This is a genomic window from Microcoleus sp. T3_D1, assembly GCF_036700405.1.
Taxonomy (GTDB): Bacteria; Cyanobacteriota; Cyanobacteriia; order Cyanobacteriales; family Microcoleaceae; genus Microcoleus.
The window spans coordinates 372429-396179 of record NZ_JAUBOV010000001.1; the positions used below are offsets into that span (position 1 = coordinate 372429).

13 protein-coding genes and 1 pseudogene are annotated in these 23751 nt (G+C 45.3%); 6 read left to right on the forward strand and 8 right to left on the reverse strand.

Going from position 1 to position 23751, the window contains the following annotated elements; all coding sequences use genetic code 11:
* From QT992_RS01580 to QT992_RS01595, 4 genes and pseudogenes are all read right to left on the reverse strand, one after another.
* Positions 1 to 1355, reverse strand: a 1355-nt coding sequence (locus QT992_RS01580) for a calcium-binding protein (protein WP_333342730.1), incomplete at its 3' end; no start/stop codon positions are given.
* 320 nt (positions 1356 to 1675) lie between these two features.
* Positions 1676 to 3598: pseudogene (locus tag QT992_RS01585) on the reverse strand (ATP-binding protein); the annotation flags it as partial.
* A gap of 442 nt (positions 3599 to 4040) precedes the next feature.
* The gene (locus QT992_RS01590; RefSeq protein WP_333339813.1) at positions 4041 to 6884 is read right to left on the reverse strand and encodes a serine/threonine-protein kinase PknK; all 2844 of its coding nucleotides are present in this window, start codon (positions 6882 to 6884) and stop codon (positions 4041 to 4043) included.
* Positions 6885 to 7154: 270 nt separating this feature from the next.
* Complete coding sequence (locus QT992_RS01595; RefSeq protein WP_333315126.1) at positions 7155 to 8141, reverse strand: AEC family transporter; 987 nt, start codon at positions 8139 to 8141, stop codon at positions 7155 to 7157.
* 379 nt (positions 8142 to 8520) lie between these two features.
* On the opposite strand from QT992_RS01595, the gene QT992_RS01600 reads away from it, so the two are divergent.
* From QT992_RS01600 to QT992_RS01610, 3 genes are all read left to right on the forward strand, one after another.
* Positions 8521 to 11052: a VWA domain-containing protein gene (locus tag QT992_RS01600; protein ID WP_333339816.1), complete on the forward strand. Its 2532-nt coding sequence runs from the start codon at positions 8521 to 8523 to the stop codon at positions 11050 to 11052.
* 308 nt (positions 11053 to 11360) lie between these two features.
* Complete coding sequence (locus tag QT992_RS01605; protein ID WP_333339818.1) at positions 11361 to 12353, forward strand: ImmA/IrrE family metallo-endopeptidase; 993 nt, start codon at positions 11361 to 11363, stop codon at positions 12351 to 12353.
* Between the two features lie 2 nt (positions 12354 to 12355).
* Entirely contained in the window at positions 12356 to 13021 is a 666-nt protein-coding gene (locus tag QT992_RS01610) for a hypothetical protein (protein ID WP_333339821.1), read from the forward strand.
* A gap of 32 nt (positions 13022 to 13053) precedes the next feature.
* Here QT992_RS01610 and QT992_RS01615 read toward each other — a convergent pair whose 3' ends face one another.
* On the reverse strand, positions 13054 to 14346 hold the full coding sequence (locus QT992_RS01615; RefSeq protein WP_333339822.1) for a ribonuclease D: 1293 nt from the start codon (positions 14344 to 14346) through the stop codon (positions 13054 to 13056).
* Positions 14347 to 14893: 547 nt separating this feature from the next.
* The gene (gene gyrA, locus QT992_RS01620) at positions 14894 to 17605 is read right to left on the reverse strand and encodes a DNA gyrase subunit A (RefSeq protein ID WP_333315132.1); all 2712 of its coding nucleotides are present in this window, start codon (positions 17603 to 17605) and stop codon (positions 14894 to 14896) included.
* A gap of 396 nt (positions 17606 to 18001) precedes the next feature.
* Between gyrA and QT992_RS01625 the strand changes: the two genes are divergently transcribed.
* The 3 genes from QT992_RS01625 to QT992_RS01635 all read left to right on the forward strand — a co-directional run bounded on the left by QT992_RS01625 (position 18002) and on the right by QT992_RS01635 (position 21199).
* Positions 18002 to 18925 (forward strand): histone deacetylase, encoded by a 924-nt coding sequence (locus QT992_RS01625; protein ID WP_333315134.1) that lies wholly within the window; start codon positions 18002 to 18004, stop codon positions 18923 to 18925.
* Between the two features lie 321 nt (positions 18926 to 19246).
* A complete protein-coding gene (locus QT992_RS01630) occupies positions 19247 to 19435 on the forward strand; it encodes a hypothetical protein (protein ID WP_015175516.1) in 189 nt (62 codons plus the stop codon).
* Between the two features lie 741 nt (positions 19436 to 20176).
* Entirely contained in the window at positions 20177 to 21199 is a 1023-nt protein-coding gene (locus QT992_RS01635; protein WP_333339825.1) for an ATP-binding cassette domain-containing protein, read from the forward strand.
* A gap of 262 nt (positions 21200 to 21461) precedes the next feature.
* Here QT992_RS01635 and QT992_RS01640 read toward each other — a convergent pair whose 3' ends face one another.
* Together QT992_RS01640 and QT992_RS01645 are read right to left on the reverse strand one after the other, a co-directional pair.
* Positions 21462 to 22049, reverse strand: a complete 588-nt coding sequence (locus QT992_RS01640) for a Uma2 family endonuclease (RefSeq protein ID WP_333339827.1) — start codon at positions 22047 to 22049, stop codon at positions 21462 to 21464.
* A 173-nt stretch (positions 22050 to 22222) separates the two neighbouring features.
* Positions 22223 to 23635 carry an NB-ARC domain-containing protein gene (locus QT992_RS01645; RefSeq protein ID WP_333339830.1) on the reverse strand — a complete coding sequence of 471 codons (1413 nt, stop codon included), beginning with the start codon at positions 23633 to 23635 and terminating at the stop codon, positions 22223 to 22225.
* Positions 23636 to 23751 lie beyond the last annotated feature (116 nt).

Here is a 23751-nt window from a genome sequence, read left to right on the forward strand (position 1 = left end):
GGAGTTGGAGTTGGAGTTGGAGTTGGAGTTGGAGTTGGAGTTGGAGTTGGAGTTGGAGTTGGAGTTGGAGTTGGAGTCGGAGTCGGAGGCGGAGTTGGAGTCGGAGGCGGAGTTGGAGTTGGAGCATCAGTTGCAGCCGCAGTTGCAGCCCCAGTTATATCTGTAGTTGTGGTTGTAACTGTGGTTGTAACTGTAGTCCTAGTTGGTCTGGGAGTAGCCGTCCCAGTCACAGCGATAAAATCATTCGCCTCGATCAGCGCCGCCGGAGTGTCGATCAAAATTGCTAAAAGCTTGCCGTCGAGCGTCGTAATTACTGTATCCCTGACATTTGCACCGTTACCTTGCCGAACTTGCAGTTGAGCGAAAGATAAATTGCTCGGCAGTCCAAAGAAATCCTCTGTGTCATTGTAATCAGTAATTAAACCCAAACTGCCAGGCCCGGCTCCCAATCCAAAGACATCGCTGCCGCTGCCGCCAGTCAGAGTATCCGAACCCTCGCCTCCGATTAAAGAATCATTACCTTCTGCCCCAAATAAATTGTCATTGCCGAAACCTCCCAAAATTGTATCGTCGCCGATACCTCCAGCCAAGGAGTCATCGCCAAAACCGCCGTCGATACCATCATTACCTTTGCCGCCAAACAGGAAGTCATTGCCTTCATCTCCCAGTACCGAGTCGTCGGCTTCATCGCCGCGAAGGGTATCCGAACCGGTGCCGCCAAAAACTGTATCGTCAGCCTTGCCCCCGAATATCTGGTCATTACCAGCGTCTCCGAAGAGCGAATCGTTGTCGGCATTGCCGTACAAAGTGTCGTCGCCGTCGCCGGCACTCAAGTAATCGTTGCCCTCACCGCCCAACAGTTGATCCCTGCCGCTACCGCCGTTGAGAGAATCGTTCCCAAAATTCCCGTAGAGAAAGTCGTCATCAGCATTCCCGAACACGGAATCGTCCCCGTCATTCCCTGTGAGGGTGTCGTTGCCAGTACCGCCGGCAATCACATCAAAGCCTGCGTTCCCACTAACTAAGTCGTCCCCTGCATCTCCCAACACGCTGTCTATCCCGTCGTTGCCGTCGAGGATGTCGTTGCCCAAACCGCCGCGAATCGAGTCGTCGCCGTTGCCGCCGGAAGCAGAATCGCGGCCTTGGTTGCCAATAAGTTCGTCATTTCCTTCACCGCCAATCAGCGAATCTGCTCCGTCACCTCCAAGAAGCTGGTCGTTGCCGCCGTCGCCCTCTAGGGTGTCATCTCCTCCCGCACCCAGAGGCGTGTCATCGCCATCTAAGCCGCGAATTCGATCGCCCAGCGGAGTCCCTAGAATAAAGTCGTTGCTGTCTGTGCCGATCAGGTTTGTCATACGGGATACACCGGTCCTCAATAAAATAAATTGTTTGAAATTAGGTTAATCGCCTTCGTGACAAGGGATTGCTGCTTGCCTAGGTTAGCATAATTGAGATTTTGGCAATCTGGCGCAGGGGCGCTGGAAGTTTTGCCCGTGTCCGCCGTTGCGATCGGGGCTGGTATAATGCCCGATTAGTCATTAGTCATTAGTCATTAGTCATTAGTCATTAGTCATTAGTCATTAGTCATTAGTCATTAGTCATTAGTCATTAGTTAACAGTTAACAGTTAACAGTCAACAGTCAACAGTCAACAGTCATCAGTCAACAGTCAACTTTTATGCGCTAATAGGTAACACTATCTCAAATTCACTCCCTCCCCCCAAAGTAGAATTGACATTAATTGTTCCGCCGTGGGTTTCGACTACAATCTGGCGGGCGATCGCCAATCCTAACCCAGTGCCTTTTCCTACTGCCTTCGTTGTGAACAAATGGTCAAAAATACGCTGTTTCACTGATTCTGTCATGCCCGCACCGTTATCGGCAATCTGAATTTTGATGTGCCGATCGCCCGACAGACTGGTACGAATAGTGATACAGTGTGGATTTGCTTTAATATCCTCGAAACTGCGTCCTTGGTTTGATTCTTCTAGGGCATCGATCGCGTTAGCAAGCAGGTTCATAAAGACTTGGTTAAGTTGACCGGGAAAGCATTCGATTGGGGGGAGATTGCCGTAGTCTGTGACGACTTCGATCGCAGGATGGTGTTCGTTGGCTTTCAGCCGATGTTTCAAAATTAAGATTGTGCTGTCAAGGCCCTCATGGATGTTAAAGGGAACTTTGTAGTCTTTATCGGCTCTGGAGAAGGTGCGGAGGCTGGTGCTAATGCCGCGAATGCGATCGCACCCCACTTTCATCGACAACAGCATCTTTGGCAAATCTTCTAAGGCATACTCTAAATCAATATCCTCAGCATCTTGTTCGATTTCCTCGCCAGGATTTGGCAGTTTTTCTTGATATAATTTTAAATGGCCAATCACATCTTTGATCGTGGTGGTTGCTTCCTCAATATTGCCGCTAATAAAGCCGACAGGATTATTGATTTCGTGGGCTATTCCTGTGACGAGATTGCCCAGGGTGGACATTTTTTCGCTTTGCACGATCTGTAACTGTGCTTGCTGCAAATCAAGGAGCGATCGCTCTAATTCTTGTGCATAAGTTTGAGATTGTTGGTACAAGCGGGCATTTTCTATAGAGATAGCCGCTTGGGCGCACAAAAGTTGGATGACATCAGTGCGCTCTTCTGTAAATGCACCAATTGTCAAGTTATTTTCTAGATATAGCAACCCGATTAATTTACCCTGATTTAAAATTGGCGCGCACAGCACACTTTTCGGCTTTTTCTGCACCCAATACTGATCGGCAATAAAATCGTTTTGTACTGCTGCATTATCCAAAACCACAGTTTTCCAAGTCCGCTTAACATAGTTGACCACAGCAGCGGGAACCTCGTCGCTGGCTGACAGCGGTACAGATATTGAGATGACATCTTGATGGAAGGAGGCTACAGCTTCGATCGCGAGATTCCCATCCTTAAGCAACAGGAGAACTGCTTTTTTTGCCCCGGCATTTTCCATCACCACACACATCAGCGCAGCCAGCAATTTTTCTAATTGAATTTCACTTGAGAGAGTTTGGGAGGCTTTGAGAATAGCCGCGAAATCCAGGGTTTCGTAAATACTGTTGCTGCTCGATAGAATTGTTGGGAATCTTTGAGGTAAAATTGACGATTTATTGATTGGGTGGAGGCTGGTTTCGCAAATTACACAACGATTTTCTCTTGCCTGCAATAGTGGAGAAAGAAGTTGGGGATAGCGTTTTTCTAACTCATCGATTTTGGCTTTCGCACCCCACCGCTCGTAACAGTAGTAGGCATCTTGCATATAGGCTTGCGCCACTTTTTCTTTGCCCCAGTCGAGGTAGAATTTAGCTGCTAGTTCGTTAGCGAGAGCTTCTTCTTGGATGTATTTGTTTTCTTGCGCTCCAGAAATAGCGCGATCGTACATTTCAATAGCTTCTGCCCTCTGTCTGGCAACTCGGTATTTCTCTGCTTCTACCAACTGCCACTTATGCAAATAATTCATGGGGGCGTGTTCTGCCCAATGCTGCAACTTCCTTTGATTTTCCTGAACTCGTTGCCCCTGCGTTTCTAACTCCGTCTCGGACTCAGGAGTGGCCAGGGCTATGAGTGAGTCATAGAAATTTGACACTCCCCGACCTAAAAGTGCGAGGATTCTTAATTCAGCGACTAACCTTTAAGTGTTGCGTCCTTTCGGCAATATTCAGACCTTTTAACCGTAGAAAACTACCAATTAACGAGCCTGATTCGCAGCCACCCCAGCGGGTCTATCTCCAAAAGCGTACTAGGATATTTACCTAGAGTTTGGGTATGCCCTACCCTACTTAACAATCCTAAAAGAATAGTTTGTTTTAACTGGTTTAAGGTTTAATTCAACCTCTAGCTGTTTAAAGAGTTTTCGCTGCTCTGCGTCCCCCGGTTTATACCTAAAAGTGTGTCTTAACTGTTTCACGATGGTAAAGGAATTAAACCTTGACTTTTATAGTATATCACAAATATAGGAACTTACTGGACTTGTTGAAAGAAGTTTTAAGAAATTAAAGCCGTCCTAGAAGGACAGGGTTTTAAACCCAAATTTTTGATAAATTTACCTGTAAGGCAGTCACCAACGCAAACAAAGACCAACCGACCACATAACAAACTGACACCATACTTGCCGCCACTTGCATGGTGGCCAGTTTTTGGGCATCCACTATCGCTGGCAGCTCGAATAACTCTTCAATCGGTCGATCGCCGATCGAGCTATTAATTTCCTGCACTGCTTGCTGAATATCTTCTGATGTAGGGCGATCGGGCAATTCAACTCCTAATTCTTTGAGACTCAACAAACCGATAGCAATTGCTTCTAAAAACTTGTTCTGGGACGATAATGCCTGAATTTTGACGATGTAAACGCTCACTCGCTCTAGGGGAATTCTGGTATGATGAATCACAGTGTTAACCCACTGATTCATCTGGTCAAAATCACCACAGAGTGAAGCCACTTCTGCGGCTATGTCGTGCAAGTTCAAGGTCATCTCGTACTGTCGTTGCCAAGCGCTCTCTCCAAGCAAATTTAGCCCGATCGCAGCATACTCGCGAGCAGCTTGATAAGCAGTAGCGGATCTGGCTTTGCGGCAAGCCGTGAGGTTGAGTTGTGCCAGATGGGATCGTTCTGTTTGGTCTTCAATCAGCGCAATACCATAATTCAACTGATTGACGACTGAAAAAATTTGCTCTTCTATAGCTGCGGGTGAAATTTGCTGGATCAGCAATTGTCCAATCTGATAGTGAGCTCGTGATCGCTCTTGTTCGGGAATTAAAGAATAGGCGGCTTGCTGAACGCGATCGTGCAAAAACTTGTAATTCGCCACCTCCGAATTTTCGGTCTCCTCCCGTCTTTCTCGCCCCATATAAAACTTGTATATTTCACTTTCAGGCAGGATTAACCCCTCTTGCAAAGCCTTCCACAAATCCGCCGCCGTTTCCGTTTCCAATTGCTCGGAAACAACTGCCAAAGTCCCCAAATCAAACTGATTCCCAACACAAGCCGCCAACTTCAACACATTCTGAGTCGCTGGCGGCAATTTTTGCAACTGCAACGCCATAAACTCGACCACATCATCCGTCAGCGCTGCCTCCCGAACTCGCACAATATCGCACTGCCAATAACCAGCAAGCCGGTCAAACTCAATCAGCCCATCCTGATGCAGTGCTTTGAGAAATTGTGTTGTAAAAAAGGGATTTCCCTGGGTTTTTTGTGCAACCAAATCCGCCAAAGGTCTTGCCCAATATGGATCGCAATTGAGCGTATCAGCAACCAAATGATTGAGACTTTCTGAACTCAACGGTTCCAGCGTAATAGTATCCACCGTTGCCCCAGCTTTAACCGCTGCATCCAGTGTTAGCATCAACGGGTGTGCTGCAAATACTTCATTATCTCGGTAGGCACCAATTACTAATAAATAGCCGATTGTCGCATCGGCCACCAGCATTTCCATTAACCGCAGCGAGGCGGAATCTGCCCACTGCAAGTCATCCAAAAACATCACCAGAGGATGTTTTGGTTTTGTGAACACCTTAATAAAGTTTTGAAAAAGCAAATTAAACCGATTTGGTGCCGCAGTTCCTGATAATTCCAGTGCGGGTGCTTGTTTCCCAATAATTCTTTCGAGTTCGGGAATTACTTCAATAATGACTTGTCCGTTCTCGCCCAGTGCTTGCAATATTTGAGTTTGCCATTTTTTCAACTCCTCGTCACTTTCGCTCAACAATTGTTTCATTAAGTCTCGAAATGCTTGCACAAAAGCTGAGAAAGGAATGTTTCGGTTAAATTGGTCGAATTTGCCTTTGATAAAATAGCCGCGCTGGCGGACAATTGGTTTTTGAACTTCATTTACAATTGCAGTTTTCCCAATCCCAGAAAAACCAGCTACTAGCATCATTTCAGTTGTGCCACTACTGACGCGATCGAAGGCTTCGAGTAGGGTTTCTACTTCTGTTTCGCGACCGTAGAGTTTTTCGGGTATAATGAATCGATCGCCCACATCCCTCTGGGCGATCGCAAAACTCTTTATCCTACCGTTTTCTTCAAGTTGCTCCAAACAACATTCTAAATCGAATTTCAGCCCCAATGCACTCTGATAGCGGTCTTCGGCATTTTTCCCCATTAATTTGCTGACAATCTCCGAAAGTACAGGCGGGATTTCAGGATTGATTTGATGCAGTGATGGCGGTTGCTTGGCAATATGACAGTGTACTAATTCCATCACATCGTTGGATTGAAACGGCAATCGTCCCCCCAGCAATTCGTAAAAAGTCACGCCCAAAGAGTAAAAGTCACTGCGGTAGTCAATGCCGCGATTCATCCTTCCCGTTTGTTCGGGAGACAAATAGCCGAGTGTCCCTTCCAGCAGGTTAGGATTCATCAGGGTTTGAGTTTCCCTTGGCAGCAAAGATGCAATACTAAAGTCAATGAGTTTGACTTGTTTTGTTTGGGGATGAATTAAAATATTGGCGGGTTTAATGTCTTTGTGAATTATCCGGTGGCGGTAGAGTATATCTAATATATTGCTCAGGTCGATACCTACTTGCAAAAACTCCATCAGAGACGGCCGAGTTTCCCCTTTTTCCGTCCATTCCTTCAGAGAAATTCCCCCAAAGTCTTCCATTACCAACGCATAGCTGTTGTGGTAGGTTTCCAAGCTGTAGGTTTCGATGATTCCGGGCAAGTTGAGGTTTTTGGCGATCGTGTACTGATTGCGAAATTGCACCAGTTCGCTGAAGCTGGGATACTCGTTCCGCAAGACTTTGATGGCGACGGGCTGTTTATCGTTAGTGCGAAAAGCTCGATAAACTAGGGTGCGAGTTCCTGAGTAAATGCGATCGAGAATTTGATAACCTGTCAATGTAAAATTTATACTTGCCATACTTCTATTCTTCCCGTCCTCCACGGGCTATTTCCACATTAGCAGAAGCCAATACAGTTTCCAACTCCCGTGATTGTTATTTTAAATCAATATGAGATAGAGCAGTTTTCAATCTAGTGAGGTATGCCCTATGCCCACGGAGGCCTAGGCCCACGGAGCCCTAGATCGGAGAACACCTCATGTTACTGATAAAGGCGATATATCGTTCAATCTTTGTGATGGGGATCACTGAAGTAAGAAACTTTTCAAGCTGAGCAATTCGTATTTTTATTAAAAATTAAATAGCCTCATCCATAGGGGAATAGTGAATAATAAACTAACGCAGCCGAGGCCGATCGCAGTTACCGCTAATTCGCGATCGAGATTGAAAGCTTCGGCCAGCAATGTAGTACCAAAAGCAGGAGGCATTGCCATTTGCAGCACGAGCACAAGTCGCGGCGCGCCCCCGATGCCAAAAAACGTTAATCCCGTGCCAATTACCAAGGGAATTAACAGCATTTTAATCGCCAGACAAGCCAAAACTTGTTTGAGGTTGTGCAAGGAATTCAACTTGCTCAACTGCATCCCGATCGTAATTAAAGATAAAGTAATTATAGTCCAAGCACCTGTTGTTAACAATTCTTCGATTGGTGCCGACAGCGGCAAGCTGCGCGAGACAAATCCTAAACCAAAAGCCCACAATGCCGGATTCCTAAAAATTGCCCGCAGGGGAGTTAACCAACTCTGACGGCGATCGCTTTTACCGCAGTGAGAAGCAATAGCAACTCCCACTATATTAATTGCCATGCCAGTGCCTAGCAAGTCGTAAAACAACGCCCAGGCAAAGTGTTCCGAACCCAATAAGGACAAGCTGACGGGAATGCCTAAAAAACCCGTATTGCCAACCATCGTTGCCAATAAGAAGCTGCCTTGAGTGGGCAAACTCCAAGCGGTGTTTTCTTCCGGGCTATTTTGGGCGATCGGATTAAGACTCTTGAAACGTTCCTCGCCGACACCGAAATTTATCAAAATCCCAGCGAGTCCTCCACCTGCTAGCATTGCCGCCCAAGCTATCAGCGGCGTCATCCAAATAGCGCCCGACAAATTGGCGCGGCGGATAAAAGCAACAATGCTCAATGGCGTCCCAAAGAAGAAAAGAAACTTGGCTAAATATGTAGAATAGCTTCTCGGTAGCAGGCGACCGAGAATGAATCCGAACGCCACCCATCCGATCAGATTTATATAAAGTTTGAGCAGCGGATTTTCTAAATAAAGCATGATGGACTCAATATTTACTAAATATTTACGCAGATCCGCTACTTTTGCCAAAAAAGCCCACCTTTAGCCCAATACCGTTCAGTTAAAAATATTTATTCCTCGGAGATCCCCCTAAATCCCCCTTAAGAAGGGGAGTAGGGGTTGACTTTGAATAAGTTCTTGTCCCACCCCCTACTCCCCTTTTTAAGGGGGGCTAGGGGGGATCGAGCTTAACTGAATTGTATTTACCTTTAGCCTACCGCCGCAGTTTTCCCTTGCACCGCAGCGCTAAATATTAATGCTTATTCAGCCTCGCAGATAATTTTCCACACAGGCCTTGACATCCCCAGAAGCGCGTGTCATGATTAAGTTGAGGAATAAGTCAACATAGGTGAAAACTATGGCACGGCAAGCAAAACAATCATCTCAAGTCAAACGTTCCAGCAGCCAAGCAGCCTCCAATACTCGCACCAAGTTTACCCTCTACAATTTTGCCGGAAACGCCAAGGCATTCTATCTAGTCGATCGCATTAATTTAGAAAGAAAGCCCGGTGATATCCCAGAAAAATCCGTCGCTCACAGCATCATCATCATCGACCGTTCCGGCTCAATGTATTATGCCTTAGAACCGCTCAAAGAAACCCTAATCAAGCTTTTGACCTTAGACGAATACAACAATTACGAGCTAATTGTCAGCCTGATTTCCTATGCTAGCAATCGGGACGTAATTTGTCACTTCCAGCGAATTCCGATTCAAGAAGTGCTGAAGTTTGACTCTCCATACATCAAAGAAATTCAAAAAATCCACACTGCTGGATCTACCTGCATATCGCAGTCGATGCAACTCGCTAAATCTCTGATTAAAGGGGGAGAAATGACAGCGATCAATTTGCACACAGACGGCTATGCAAATGACCCAAGTGCCAATTCCGAAGCTGCCAAACTAGGGGAAATTTGCGAAGAACTCAAAGACATGGATGTGTTTGCCAACACGATCTCCTATGCCTCTGCTGACTTCAAATTGCTCTCCAAAATCGCCAACACATTATCGGGAAATTGCATCCGCGCTGGCGAAGTCAAAATGGTTTATGATGCTCTTTACGACAGCACAAAACTGTTAGGCAGTTCCGTTGCACCTGCGCTGGAAGAACCCTTAATTAAGGAATATGATTATCAAGTTTTTGTTTCCAAAAGTGGCCAGAAAATCAACGGTTCATCGAGCACGCTGAAAATCTGCGGGCTGAAAGCAGACGATCGCGGATTGTTTTACAAATATCAGAAAGTCGCCAAAGATGAGTATGACAAATTAGATGTTCCCGTTGCTCAAACTGATGAGTCGGTGTTTGCTTTTGCGAAAGCTAACCTCGCTGACGGCAATTTAAATACGGCTAAGTATGCGCTGGTGAGTACCTTCGACGCTACTTTGACGGAAAAACACGCGAAAGCTTTGACAAATGCCCAAATAGCCGAGTTTACGGAAGATTTGGAAGAGGTTGTTTTTGCGCCTGATGTGTTGAAAAATCATGTAATTGGCGATCGGGTAAAAGTCAGCGATAAAATTTCCCTGCTGGAGTTAATCAAGATATTGGAGGAAAACAGCAACAGCATCATCATCAACTTGAAACACTTGCAAGAAAATTATCAGCGAAAAGGTTTGAAGCGAATTGAGGGAAAGCGAGACGAAAACGGCAACCTTATCAAGCCTTGGCTGAAAACTGAATTCTTAGATGGTGGCGAATACGTGCAAATGGGTTCATTTGCCATCAATCAAAATACCGCTACCATCAATATGCTGATTACCCGAAAAGCGAAGTTGGTAAAAGTTGAGGATGAAACTTTAATCGCCGAAGTGGCGGGAATTCTAGTTACAGACCTCAATAGTTTCAACAATTATACCATTGTCAGCGACGGGGAAGTTAATATTAAGTCGCTGCGAACCAAAATCAGCAGCAAAGCAGTGTTTGATTTGCTCAACAAATTAGGTGTCCTGGAAAAAGACGGTTCGCCTGTGCAAGAATTTGACTTCCGTTCAGAGTACGATATAAAGTTAGATAATTTGCCCCTAGTGCCTTTTGACGGGCGTTACGGCAGCCTTGACGGAGTGTTTGAGGAACTCGCAGAAATCAAAATTCTCTCTAGCATTCTTTCGGCTCATTTGAAGGAGGAATCCGAGGCCTACACAGCGGAACAATTGGAAGAATTGAAACAGCATTATCTGTCAAAAAACCTTTACATCAACTTTCCGACGACGACGGAATACACAGATTTAAAAAGTGCGATCGCCAACGGTTCAGTAGATTCGCGAGTCAGCTACAAAATCGACATCGGCAGCAAAAACATTCTCAACTTCGGCAAATTGCACTCGGCCAACAAATTTCTCGATCGCCTTTATGAAGTTTACCACAAAAACACGGGCGAAAAGCTAGCAAAACCGACATTTGACATCACCTTAGATGAGCCTGTTGTCTTCGCACACAAAACGCTGTCATCCCGAACAAAAATTACCAAAGTTGACGACTTGATGAAACTGATTTTCGATGAGTTTTTGGGGTTGGAGGATAACGGAATTGTTAGCGCTACTTTAGCCAAAGTGGGTGCAGATAGTTTGCTGCGCCTTTTGCAAGCGAAATGGCAGGGAGAAGATGTCAAGCGAGACGAATTTGTCGCTGCTTTAGCTAATGCGAATGAGCGACTGGAAGCTTATGCTGAAAAAGTGTACCGCGAAAAAGTTTCACCGCTGGTTTTCTATATCGGTTCTACCGGACTTATCCCGGATGAAATGGAGGCTAAAGCGGCGACGGCTGAGGAAATTAATTCTAAATACGGCAACTTGCAATTTTCTAAGGATGAGCAAGAGGGGATGTTTTTTGAAGTGGGAGACTGCATTATTAGCGTGTATGCTAAAAATGAGTATTTCACCGTAGGGAAGTAAAAACTAGGGTGGGCATTTTGCCCACCTTGGTTAAATATGGGTGATTGAAATAAACCGCAAAGGCGCAGCGGTGGCGACTAGGAAATAGGTAGATGGGACAAGTGTTAGGTTGCCAAGACGAAAGGAGCGATCGCAAATCTTCTATGGTGGGAATTTTTCGAGTTTGTAACTTTCATTTGGTGTTACTTTCGCAAAAAAATATTCGGTCGTAGGATAGAGATTAACGCTATAAAAAAAATCTAGTAGCCAAATTCTAGGGAATTAGGTTACAATGATATTACGCGAATTCTCATACGGAGGGCAAGCCAATGACACAAACATTATCAATGTCTGTTCTCTATAAAAAACTCTCGGCGATCGGTTTCTCAAAACGTTTCGTTAAAGAAAAAGGCTTGCCCAGTTGGTGGAATGAAGAACTAGACAATAAACCCGTCGCCGTCCTAGAGGGTGCTGGTCATATTGCCCAACGTCTGCACCTAGACCTCAAGAGTCTTTTAGCCGAGGATCAGAAGCCTCAGTTTAAGCCCTTACTCCATACCAAGTTCAAGTACCATCAACAGGATAAAGCAGACGTACCTGATGTTGCCCATCAACTTGCCTCACGGGTTGCGGAAGTGGTCGCTGATACTATAAAGCTCGAATTTCAGCCCATCCCATCCGACCCTCATCAAGTTCGTTCAGAGATAGTTGCCAAACATCCTCAAGTCACTTTATACAGCTTGCTCGATTACTGTTGGGAACATGGTATCGCTGTTGTCTATTTTAAGAATTACCCTAAAAATACCCGCAAAATTAGAGGCATGATCCAATGGCAAGCCGATCATCCCGTGATTGTCTTGAGTAGCGGTAAGACACAATCCGTATGTCTAGCATTCGATCTTGCCCATGAACTGGGTCATCTTGCCCTTGGTCATATTCAAGAAGGTATTTTGATTGATGATGATATTAAGCAAGACTGTAATGATCGAGAAGAAAAAGATAGCAATCTGTTTGCAGTTAAACTGCTAGTCAACAGTTTTGACAACTCCGTCGGCACGAAAAAATTTAAGAATGCAAAAGACCTAAAGAATAAAATTACTCAAGTTCTTCAAAGTGACTCAACTATTGATCCATCTGCATTAGCTTTAAATTATGGCTGGTATAATAAAGATTATTTTGCATTGTCTATGGGATGTGTAAATTTAATCGATTCTGCTAAAGAAGGACACAAGACTATTAACAAATTTTTAGATCAGCATCTAAATTGGGATGAATTAAGTGACGATAATGCTGATTACTTAGACCAAATTTTAGGAGAATAGCTTTGTCTGCTTGTATCTATTGCATCGATAATGACATCATCAAAAAGCTTGCTACATTCCAGCTATTCGATAAGACTCTTCAATTATTTGATGCTAGTTCTGAGCAAGTTAATATCCTAGAGACGGCACAATATAAATTTGAAGGCGATTGGAAAAAATTTGAAGCAGGGAAAAGTCGAAAACCAGAAGATCCGTTGATTAATTATAAACAAGTTCTTTACCTTACTAAGACTTTACCAAAAATATCTGAATCTGATATTGACCAAGAAATTTTTATTCAATTATCCAATATTGAAAATATCGATCCAGGTGAGGCAATTCTCACAAGTCATGCTATACAAATTATCCAAAAAGATAAATCTGCTCAGATTTTTACTGGAGATAAAAGATTCATCAAAGCCTTAGCAAAAGTTAACTTACCTATCATTCAAGAATCTCTCAATCATAGATTATGGTGCTTAGAGCAACTTGTTCTCAGAAATATTAAAGCCGATGGCTTTGAGACTATTCGAGATTTCATTGTTCCGGTTCGAGAATGTGATACAGCAATTAAGAGTGTTTTTGGTTCCGGGCTTAAATCAACACCTGAGAACTCCCTACCTACTTTAAAAAAGTATATTGAGGAGTGTCGGCAGGAGGCAGGTAATCTACTAAATCCTTACAAGTAGATTTAAGTGTGACACTTGGCTTTAGTCCTGGCTTAAAACGGAATTTCCTCATCTTCATCTTCCACAGTCTTAGCCGTCATCCGCCAACTGGTAATATACTCAATTTGCACATCAATTTTGTTAATCGCTTCCCCTAAACGCTTTTGGATGTATTGAGTCAGCGTCACCATAAAATCTAACTCAACCCCCACAGATAGCGCAAGTTTTGCCAATCTAGCAAAATCTACCTTCAAAATTGAGGAACTGGATAACTTAAAATCGGGAGTATTTCTCTTATTTTGCACCAACATTGCTTTTTTAATTCGCTCTTTCAAATGCTCAACTTCTGAATCCAGTAACTTCCATTCAGGCAAAATTTCTTGATACCTTTTCCCCAATACTGTTAAATCCTCACTCTCCGGTTCCGGCGCAATTTTCTTAGTGGATTTCCGCCGTTGCTGTACATTAGAATTTAACCGCCAACTAGCAATATCCTCAACTTCCAAAGATGGATGAGCGATGAGTTGGCCTAACTGTTTTTGAATTTCTTTCGTCAGCGTCACCGGAAAATTCAACTCAATTCCCTCAGTTTGCGTCAGTCTGGCCAGCGTCATAAAATCAACTTTCATCGTTATCGAACTGGCAAGCTGAAAATAAGAACTATCTTTGAGATTTTGGGCCATCATCCCTGCTTTAAATCGTTCTTTAACTTCAGCGATTTCTGAATCTAGCGGCTTCCACTGAGATTCTATTTCCTGATATTTTTCGCCCAATGCTGTTAAGTTTTCCGTTGCGGGTTCGGGGTAACATTGGGCAAGGATTTCTAGCAGGCGGCCATGCACTCCAGCTAAATAAACCGCGTCCATCTTGGCATATTCTAGCTGCTTTTGGGTGAGGGGACGCTTTGCCCAATCGCCGCTTTGTTCTGTTTTATCTACATAAGCAATGCCGCAAAGTGTTTCTATTAAAGTTTTGAGTTGTCGGTTAGGTAACGGCAGAATGTAAGTGGGAATCTTGCTCGCCATTTTGAATGTGCAAGTGACATTTTGAGCGTCGTCATTGCCCAGAAATCGGATGTCATAGCTGGCGTTGTGCAAAACTTTTTCGATATCTGGATTTACCATGATTTGGTTGATGAAATCTTTGGCCAATTCAGGTTTATCCAAGACATCTAGTAGAAAAGTACCATCTCCACTCGAATCTGTGGAGTCAGCTAACACCTGAATTAGAGATAATCTGGGGTTGGATTTATAGTCTGCTATTTCTGTGTCAACCCACAGGATTTTAGCTTGGGCAAATTTAGCGATGAGTGCTTTGATGTCGTTTGCTGCTGTTAAATAAGGCATTTTTACAGACTTTTGCTATTAACTTTATTCTTACAGCAGATTCCACATTTATGAAGTACACCGCGCGATCGTTAGCTCCCCGTAGGGACACTCCAAGAGCCCATTTGTGTCAACAACCAGGTCAAACCCAGCCAGAGACTGCTGGCAAGACCATTAAATCTAGATCCCCCCTAGCCCCCCTTAAGAAGGGGGGGACAGGAGGCTTCTCAAAGTCCCCCTTCTTAAGGGGGATTTAGGGGGATCTAGACTGGGGTAAAAACGAGATTTCTCAAGGCTTTCGGCTTAAGTTGACACCAATGGGCTTTTGGAGTGTCCCTACATTTAATAAACCTGGAATACGCTGTATATTATGCTATAGCAACTATCGGATCGATTGTCAACGATTCAAGCGCCGGATAGGGAATTGCAGTGTCGCTAAAGATATATTTTCAGAATTAGTATTAAATTTTGACCGGTCTTGGATGCAGAAACCGGGAATAGCCGATCGCATTTTTACCATTCAGCAGTAAGGTACGCAGCGCGCACCTTACAAACTATTAACCTAGGACTATTCTGCCACTTCCTCAGATTCCGATTCTTCCGCCGATTCTTCACCAGCAGGCGGCACTAAAGCCACAGCTACGATCGAATCATCCTCATCTAACCGCTGCACCCGCACACCCGTTGCTGTGCGCGATTGGGTGGAAATTGCACTCACAGCCTGACGGATAATAATACCTCGGTTGGTAACGATCATCAATTCGTCATCTTCGTTGACAATTCGCAGCGCTGCTACCTGATCCTTACCCTTTTTAGATTTGAATTTAGTAGCCGTCAATCCCTTGCCAGCCCGTCTTTGCAGGCGGAATTGAGAAACAGGAACCCGCTTGCCGTAGCCGTTGGTGGTGATTACCAACACCGAAGGAACTTCGCTGCTAACTGTCGAAATTTCTTCGGCATCTTCGCCTTCAATTTCGTCGGCTTGCAGTTCTAATTCTTCGTCTTCCAATTCTGCATCTTCAGTTTCCACTTCAGCAATTTCTGCCCCTTCAAATTCCGAGTCTCCCGTTTCTAATTGAGCAAGATTAGCTCCCTCAAATTCCGAGTCTTCAGTTTCCAATTCAGCAATTTCGGCAACAATTGAACTAGGCAAAATGTCCATGCTGATCAACTCATCGCCCGATCGCAATTTCATTGATTTTACACCCCGCGTCGCGCGGCCGACTGGGCGCAACTGTTCGTGATTGGTGCGGAAATGAATTGCCATGCCTTGGCGCGTACCGATGATGATGCTGTCACCCACTTTTGCTCTCCGTACCCAGCGCAGTTGGTCGCCTTCTTCTAGAGAAATCGCGATTAATCCATTAGTGCGGATGTTGCCAAAAGCGGAAAGTGCGGTTTTCTTGATGTAGCCGTTACGAGTCAGCATTACCAAGTATTCTTCGCTGGTAAATTCTGTGACTGATACCATAGAAGTGATTTTTTCTTCTATAGGAATCGGCAGCAGTTGTACCACGGGAGTGCCGCGGGCAGTCCGGGAACAGACGGGAATTTGATAAGCTTTGAGAGAGTAAACTACGCCCCTGTCGCTGAAGAACAAAACGCTATCGTGATCGCAGCAGGAAAGGAAATGTTCTACTCCATCGTCTTCTTTCATTTTCGCGCCTGCTTTGCCGCGAGTAGCGCGACTTTGGGCCTCGAAAGTGCTGACCGGCATCCGCTTGATGTAGCCTTGCTCTGTAATCAGAATAATTGCTTGTTCGTTGGCAATTAAATCTCTTTCATCGATTTCTCCTTCGGCGTGTTCGATGACGCTGCGCCTAGGAGTGGCGATTTTGGTTTGGATTTCGACTGCTTCAAATTCGGCGATTTCTAAGATGCGTTCCCGGCGCGCTAAGATATCTTCCAAATCGGCGATTTTAGCTCGCAGTTCTTCGTGTTCTTGCTGAATTTTTTGCGCTTCTAATGCTGTCAAACGCCGGAGCTGCATTTGCAGAATTGCGTCGGATTGCTGTTCGGAAAGACCGTAATTATCCATCAATTCTTGTTTGGCTGCTGCGGAGTCGGCAGCGGCGCGAATTAAGTGAATAATTGCATCTAAGTTGTCTAGGGCAATCAATAAGCCTTGCAGAAGGTGGTCGCGTTCTTCTGCTTTGCGGAGCTCATATTGAGTCCGGCGAGTAATTGTCTCAATGCGGAAGTCTAGGAAGACATTGAGGAATTGGGAGAGCGTAAGTAGTTGGGGTTCCCCATTTACTAGCGCTAACATATTGGCTCCAAAGTTGGCTTGGAGGGGTGTTTGTTTGTAGAGGTTGTTGAGGACAACGCGGGGATAGGCGTCGCGCTTGAGTTCGATCACGATCCGCATTCCGTCTCTGTCGCTTTCGTCGCGAATGTCGGAAATTCCATCTAATCTTTTGTCGTTGACAAGTTCGGCAATTTTCTCAATTAGGGCTGCCTTGTTTGTTTGGTAAGGCAATTCGGTGATAATAATTGCTTCTTTGTCGGGGCGACCGGGATGTTCGATGGTTTCAATGCCGGCGACTCCGCGCATTGTAATCGAACCGCGCCCGGTGGTGTAAGCATCGCGAATGCCGCCTCTACCCAGAATTTGCCCTCCGGTGGGAAAGTCCGGGCCGGGGATGTACTGCATCAATTCCAGGTCAGTAATTGCTGGATTGTGAATTAGTGCTACTAAACCGTCAATTATTTCGCCTAAATTGTGCGGCGGAATGTTGGTGGCCATCCCTACAGCAATCCCGGAGGAACCGTTGAGCAAAATTTGGGGGATGCGTGCCGGGAGTACGAGGGGTTCTTGCTGGGAACCGTCGAAGTTGTCGCCGAAATCAACTGTTTCCGAGTCGATGTCGCGCAGCATGGAGTCGCTAGTCAAAGCTGTGAGGCGACATTCGGTGTAACGCATGGCAGCGGGCGGGTCGTTGTCAACGGAGCCGAAGTTGCCGTGGCCGTTGATCAGGCGTTCCCGCATGGAGAAATCCTGAGCCATCCGCACCAGGGCGTCGTAAACCGCTGTATCTCCGTGCGGGTGATACTTGCCCAGCACCTCCCCCACGACGCGGGCGCATTTGCGGAAAGGTCGATCGGGAGTCAAGCCCAATTCGTTCATGGCGTAGAGAATGCGTCGGTGAACGGGCTTGAGACCGTCCCTGGCATCTGGTAGCGCCCGACCGACAATTACGCTCATGGCGTATTCCAAGTACGATCGCGACATCTCATTACCCAGATCCGTCGGGATTATCCGCGACTCAGAGGTGCTCATAGGTTGAAAAACTCCGTTAAAAATTTAACTTTGACCGCTATAAATCTCAAAAATGCGATAAAATCGGTTTGGATTCAGTAGAGCTGCCAAATATTGCAAATTACTCCTGAAATTATATCACAATTTGCCTTGGAATTTATGGGAAAGTTGCCAGAAAAATTAAGGGACGAAACAAGCACAATTGATAATTTGTCAGTTGGTGATTTTGTCAGCAGTTGGCAAAAGCTAGAAAGTTTTTTTTAGGCGGTCGCTTTTCATGCTTTCGTGAGTTTGTTTGACGACCATATAAGAAATTAAAATGGTTACTCGATCGAAATTTTAATTTCACAAAACCGAAGGCATTCTTAAAGCCAACTAAAAATCTAAAATCTAAAATCTAAAATCTAAAATCAGCCGATGCTACCCGTCATCTACTCCGAAGATTTCTTGCTGCACAAGACTGGAATGCTTCACCCAGAGCGACCAGAACGTTTAACGGCGATCGTCAACGCTCTGAAAGCTGCTCCTTGGGCGGATCAAATTGAGTGGCAACTGCCCACCCCAGTGGCGCAGCGCGAACAACAACTGTTCTCGGCTATCAAAAAAGTTCACTCGCAAAGATACATCAAAGAAGTCGAACATTTGGCTCATCGGGGAGGCGGCTACCTCGACGGCGATACGCCGATTTCTGCTGAAAGTTACGACGTAGCGCTGCTAGCGGCGAGTGCTTGGCTCGATGGGGTCGATCGAGTGCTGGCTGCGGGGGAACCGGCTTTTGTGCTGGCCAGGCCGCCGGGACACCACGCCGAAAACGCCCGCGCGATGGGTTTTTGCTTGTTTTCCAATGCTGCGATCGCCGCTCACTACGCCCTGGAACAGCCGGGAATCAACCGCGTCGCTGTCCTCGACTGGGACGTACACCACGGCAACGGCACTCAATCTTTGGTGGAAAACTGCAGGCAAATTGCCTACTGTTCCCTGCACCAATCTCCGTGCTATCCGGGAACGGGAGATGCCGAGGAGCGCGGTGCCTACGACAACGTGCTGAACATTCCCCTCTATCCCGGCAGTGGCATAGCTGAATACCTGAGCGCCTTTGAATCTCTTGTCGTGCCTTTTTTGTCCAAATTTGAACCGGATTTGTTGATTGTCAGCGCCGGTTATGACGCTACTGCGTCCGATCCGCTGGCGAGCATGACTCTGATGCCGTCAGATTTCGGTACTTTCACCGGATACTGCCTGCAACTCACCCGCCGCATAGCTTTTGGTTTGGAGGGGGGTTACGCGCTGAAAGATTTGGCTGAGTCGGTTGTGGCGACTATTGACCGATGCCTCAATTAGCTGGAAAATTGGCATAGGGGAAAATAAGGTTGAGAAGCCGTCAGGACGAGATGGAGAGTTTTTGAGGGCGATCGCGCTGCAAGGGTCTTTTTCCCTCTTACTTCTGACTTCTGACTTCTGACTTCTGACTTCCGTGACAAGCATCACCAATTTAAGAGATCCAAGTCACTGGGCATCAAAGTCTCGGTCACAGATTTTTAACCAAAAAATCACACCGTGTCAATGTTTTCGATCGCCTTTGAAGTCCCTCCCAGAGTGGATAATAAAAATACAACAAGCCTGTTAAAATTTTATCTGTCTCAATCAACTAGGAGGTTTATCATGTCAGTATCCCAAATGACACTCGAAGAGTTATTTGGTCAGGTCATGTTCTCCAGCGTCGTGACTCGCCACGACCGGAGACAGCTCAGATCGGCACTCTTAGAAAGAACACTGAATGAAGATGAGTATGCCATCATCAACCGACTGCTGTACAACGTTCGCCGCGGTTGGGTAAAAATTGTCGATTAAAGAGGTGGCAGCCACTCCCTTTAGGGGAGTTAATACCATTTTCGATTTTCGATTTTCGATTTTCGATTAATTTTCGATTAAAGAGTTGGTGATTACTGATAACTATCGGGGTTGATATCGCGGGCCTACAGTTACATTTTTTGGGAACTCGTTACAAGTAGAACTTGCCAATTCGGGAAGTTTTTTGTGTTTAATAGTTTGCTCGAAAGTGTGATGTGTTTGACCAGTGTGTTAATTATCAAAATCTCGCTACACATCAGCCTATAGGTAGAGATAATTATAAAGTAACAGGTTTCGGGTGCATCTCTACTTGTTGAAAACTTGTGAGTTTTGAGTTGTTAACTGAGAAGTTATAATTAACTCAAAACTCATAATTTTTTGGATTTGATATCATGTCCGATCGATTGACCGCGATTAAAGGCCAGGGCGGGTTTACAGATTTTCTCGTTTCTATTCAATATCTTGGTGAACCCGCCCCTACAGGAATCATGGTTAATTGACCGGACATGATTTGAGATGGGAGATTAAATAGTGGGAAAACTGATGAATATCAGGGTTGAGAACCGCTATAAAGTTAATATTTTTTAAACTGATATTAAGAATCAGAACTATAAGCAGTTTCCGGTTGAGGAGGAGTGTGCGATCGTACAAGCACACCGAGTCGTATAGGTCGATCGACCATTCCGGCAATTTGAGCTCAGAAGTGTCAAAATATTAACAACCAGTTCATCCCCAAAATATATGGCTCCCGCCGTTTTAATTGAAAATCTTCAGAAACGCTACGGCACTGTAGAAGCCGTTAAAGATGTTTCCTTCAAGGTAGAACCGGGGGAAATATTTGGTTTGCTAGGCCCCAACGGCGCAGGCAAAACCACAACCCTGCGGGTACTTTGTACATTGAGTGCGCCCGATAGCGGACGCATTGAAGTGTCTGGCATTTCTGCTGTCAGCCAGCCGAGAATTGCCAGACAAAGACTAGGCTACGTCGCCCAAGAAGTGGCTCTCGATAAGGTGCTGACGGGGCGGGAACTCCTGCAACTGCAAGCAGCGCTTTACCATTTGCCGCGCAATACGATTAAAGGGCGGATTGACAAAATGGTGCAACTCCTCGGTTTGGAGGAGTGGGAAAATAAAAAGACGGGCACTTATTCCGGCGGTATCCGCAAACGCCTCGACTTAGCTGCTGGATTGCTTCACCAGCCGGATGTTTTGGTGTTAGACGAACCGACTGTCGGGCTCGATATTGAAAGCCGGGTGGTAGTGTGGGATTTCCTGCGCCGCTTGCGGGAGGAAGGTACGACGGTTTTGATTACCAGCCATTATCTCGAAGAAGTTGACGCTTTGGCCGATCGCGTGGCGATTATTGACAAGGGTACAGTAATTGCTGAGGGTACGCCGGAGGAGTTGAAAAATCGGGTTGGGGGCGATCGGGTGACTCTGCGGATTCGGGAGTTTTCGCCGATGGAAGAAGCCGAAAAAGCTAAAAATCTGATGCAATCGCTGCCTTTTGTGCAGGAAGTAATTGTCAATACCGCTCAAGGAAATTCTCTCAATTTAGTAGTAACGCCGCAAAGCGATGCGCTGGTGACTATTCAGCAAGCTTTGAAAAATGCGGGACTTCCTACTTTTGGGATTGCTCAATCTCGGCCGAGTTTGGATGATGTGTATTTGGCGGCGACTGGTAAGACGCTGTTGGATGCGGAGTTGGCTGCTGCTAGCAACCGCGATTTGAAGGCTGAGCAAAAACAGGCGATGCGATCGTAGTTTAGTTTAATAAACCTCTCCAATAATTATTGTGGAACAGGCATCTTGCCTGTTCGAGACGCTCTTTCCCTGAACCCGGCAGGGAATGAATTCCCTGCCTCAAAGCATAAGTCCTCTGAAGAGGACTGAAGAAATCATTATTCATTAGTCCTCTTTAGAGGACTTTAGCTATTAGCCAGGGAATTCATTCCCTGGCGGTCTTTCGGTTTAAGTTGAAACCAATGAGCCATGCTGTATCCTGATATTTTCGGGATATTTGAGATCATACATCCAATACTTGCTCTGCTGTCAGTGCTAATTCTGGGAAAGTTCGGGATATAATTCGCTCAGTTCCTCGGTAAGCAGTCATTTGATAAACGCCATTTTCATCAAGTAGATAAACAAAAACAGTCGGCTCTTTCGGGTTGCCCAAATAGTTTCTGCTACCCAAAGCTAAATAATCGACAATCCAATATTCAGAAATTCCCAGCCGCTGATATTCGTCCAGCTTGTCGATATAATCATCTTCCCAATTTGTTGATACTATCTCTACTGCTAATTGTGGGGCATCAGTTAGGGCTGAGGGGCCGAAGGGCTGCGATTCCCAGAGGGTTTTGTCTACTACTGTAACATCAGGATGGCGGCCTTGTTCTTTACCATTCGGGGTTAATGTCCTGACTACAATTCGGCCAGATACCCTGTAATTCAGGTGGAGTATTTTTACCTCGTCTTGGAACGTATTTTCAAGGAAATCAGCTACATTTTCGTGGAGTCTGATTGTTGGTAATATTTTGACAATTTCTCCATTAACAAGTTCATAGCGTCCGTCTTCATCTGGAAGTTGCTTGATGAATCGATCGAAAGTGAGCATTAGTTTAGGTTGGGTTTGAGTTGCGATAGTGGTTGGCTCTCATTTAACTAGATTAGGACTTATACCAATTTAATGTGAAGTTGCACATATCTAGATCCCCCTAAATCCCCCTGATTGTTGGGGAGTAGGGGTTGACTTTGAGAAGAATCTTGTCCCCCCCTTATTAAGGGGGGCTAGGGGGGATCTGCCACCATTTTAACATACTGTTTTAACACAGGTGGAATCGTGAAAACGGTTTCTGTTTCACCGCTCAATTTTTCGATCATTCCCCGTCTGGCTAAAGATTGAATTGCTTTACATAATTCGCCCTGCGAACCTTGACATTTTGCCAGAAATTGAGTAAAGGAAACAGGTTCGATTTCATTACTAAGTTGCGAAATAGCCTGTTTTTCTATTTCCGACAACCGCTGATAGTGCTGCTGCAATATCGGGGTCAATTCATCGCTTAAAAATACTGGTTGACAGCTTAAATATTGAGAGACTCTACCGCCAAATAAGTTGTTAATGGTTTGAGCGACTAATTTTAACCATAGGGGATTACCTTGATAAAGGTTAATCAATTCTGGCCATGTTTCTTCATCCAAAAAACCCTTTTGTCTAAGAATTTCTGTGGCGGCTTCACCTAAACCGGTTAACTGCAATAAACGTACTGCTGAATTATCGTCGGTGAATGTGAGGATGTCTGAGGGTGGTTCCCAACTATTGAGGATTAAACAGCTATTGTGGGGAAGTTCGCCGATGAGTTTAAATAGGGTTCCGTAGTTTTCATATCCGGGTTTGTAATTTCCTGCAAGTTGCCCGCTGCTGAGAATTTGCTGCACGTCATCGAGGATGATGAGACAGCGATTGTCTCGCAAATATTCGATTAGGATTGATAACTGAACATCGGTGTGGGCGGGTATGTTAATTTCTGGTTGATTTGAGAGAAATTGAATGAGGGTTTTGAGGGTTGTTTCGAGGGGTGGGGAGGTGCGGAGACTGCGCCAGATGATGCGATCGAACTGAGTTTGAATTTGGGGGATGAGGTGACGGGCGATCGCACTTTTGCCGGTGCCTGCCATGCCTGTGATGGTGAGGAGGCGGCAGTTTTGACGGGCGATCGAGTTTTCGAGGGCGGTGAGGGGTGAGTTGGGGTAGTTGTAGAAGGTTTTGAGAGTCGGTGCATCTCTTAAATCATAGAGATTTTCTGGTTTAATATTGTCTGTGTTGGTGGTAGAGGGCGATCGATATTTTATTTCTTCTGAACAGTGCCTACCTTCTCCACAGAAGTTAATGTTACCTATTTTTTGCACAGAGTCCTGAGTAAACCATAAATTGGAAATATTGGAGAATCGTAATTTTTCTAAAATAGAACGAACATTAGATTTTTTAACATCTTCTCCCAAGATATCAGAGAGAAGTTTCCATAATTCCCTGGCCACCTGTTTAATATGATCCTCACTACGGTTGCAAGCTTTAGCTATTTCTGGGTATTTATGACCTTGCCACACTTGCTCTAATATACATCTTTGCAGCGAATCAAGATGTTTTCCCCTCTTAGCCAATACCCGGTCGTCTGTCCATTGTAATACATCTTGAATGTCCATAGGGCTGCCTGGGAGTATGGTTGAATTTAGGATTTCCCCACTTTATAACACTTTTTCCAACTTAAACAACTAAATCACACTAAGAGGTCACTGTAAAGTTTTGTGAATTTCACTAA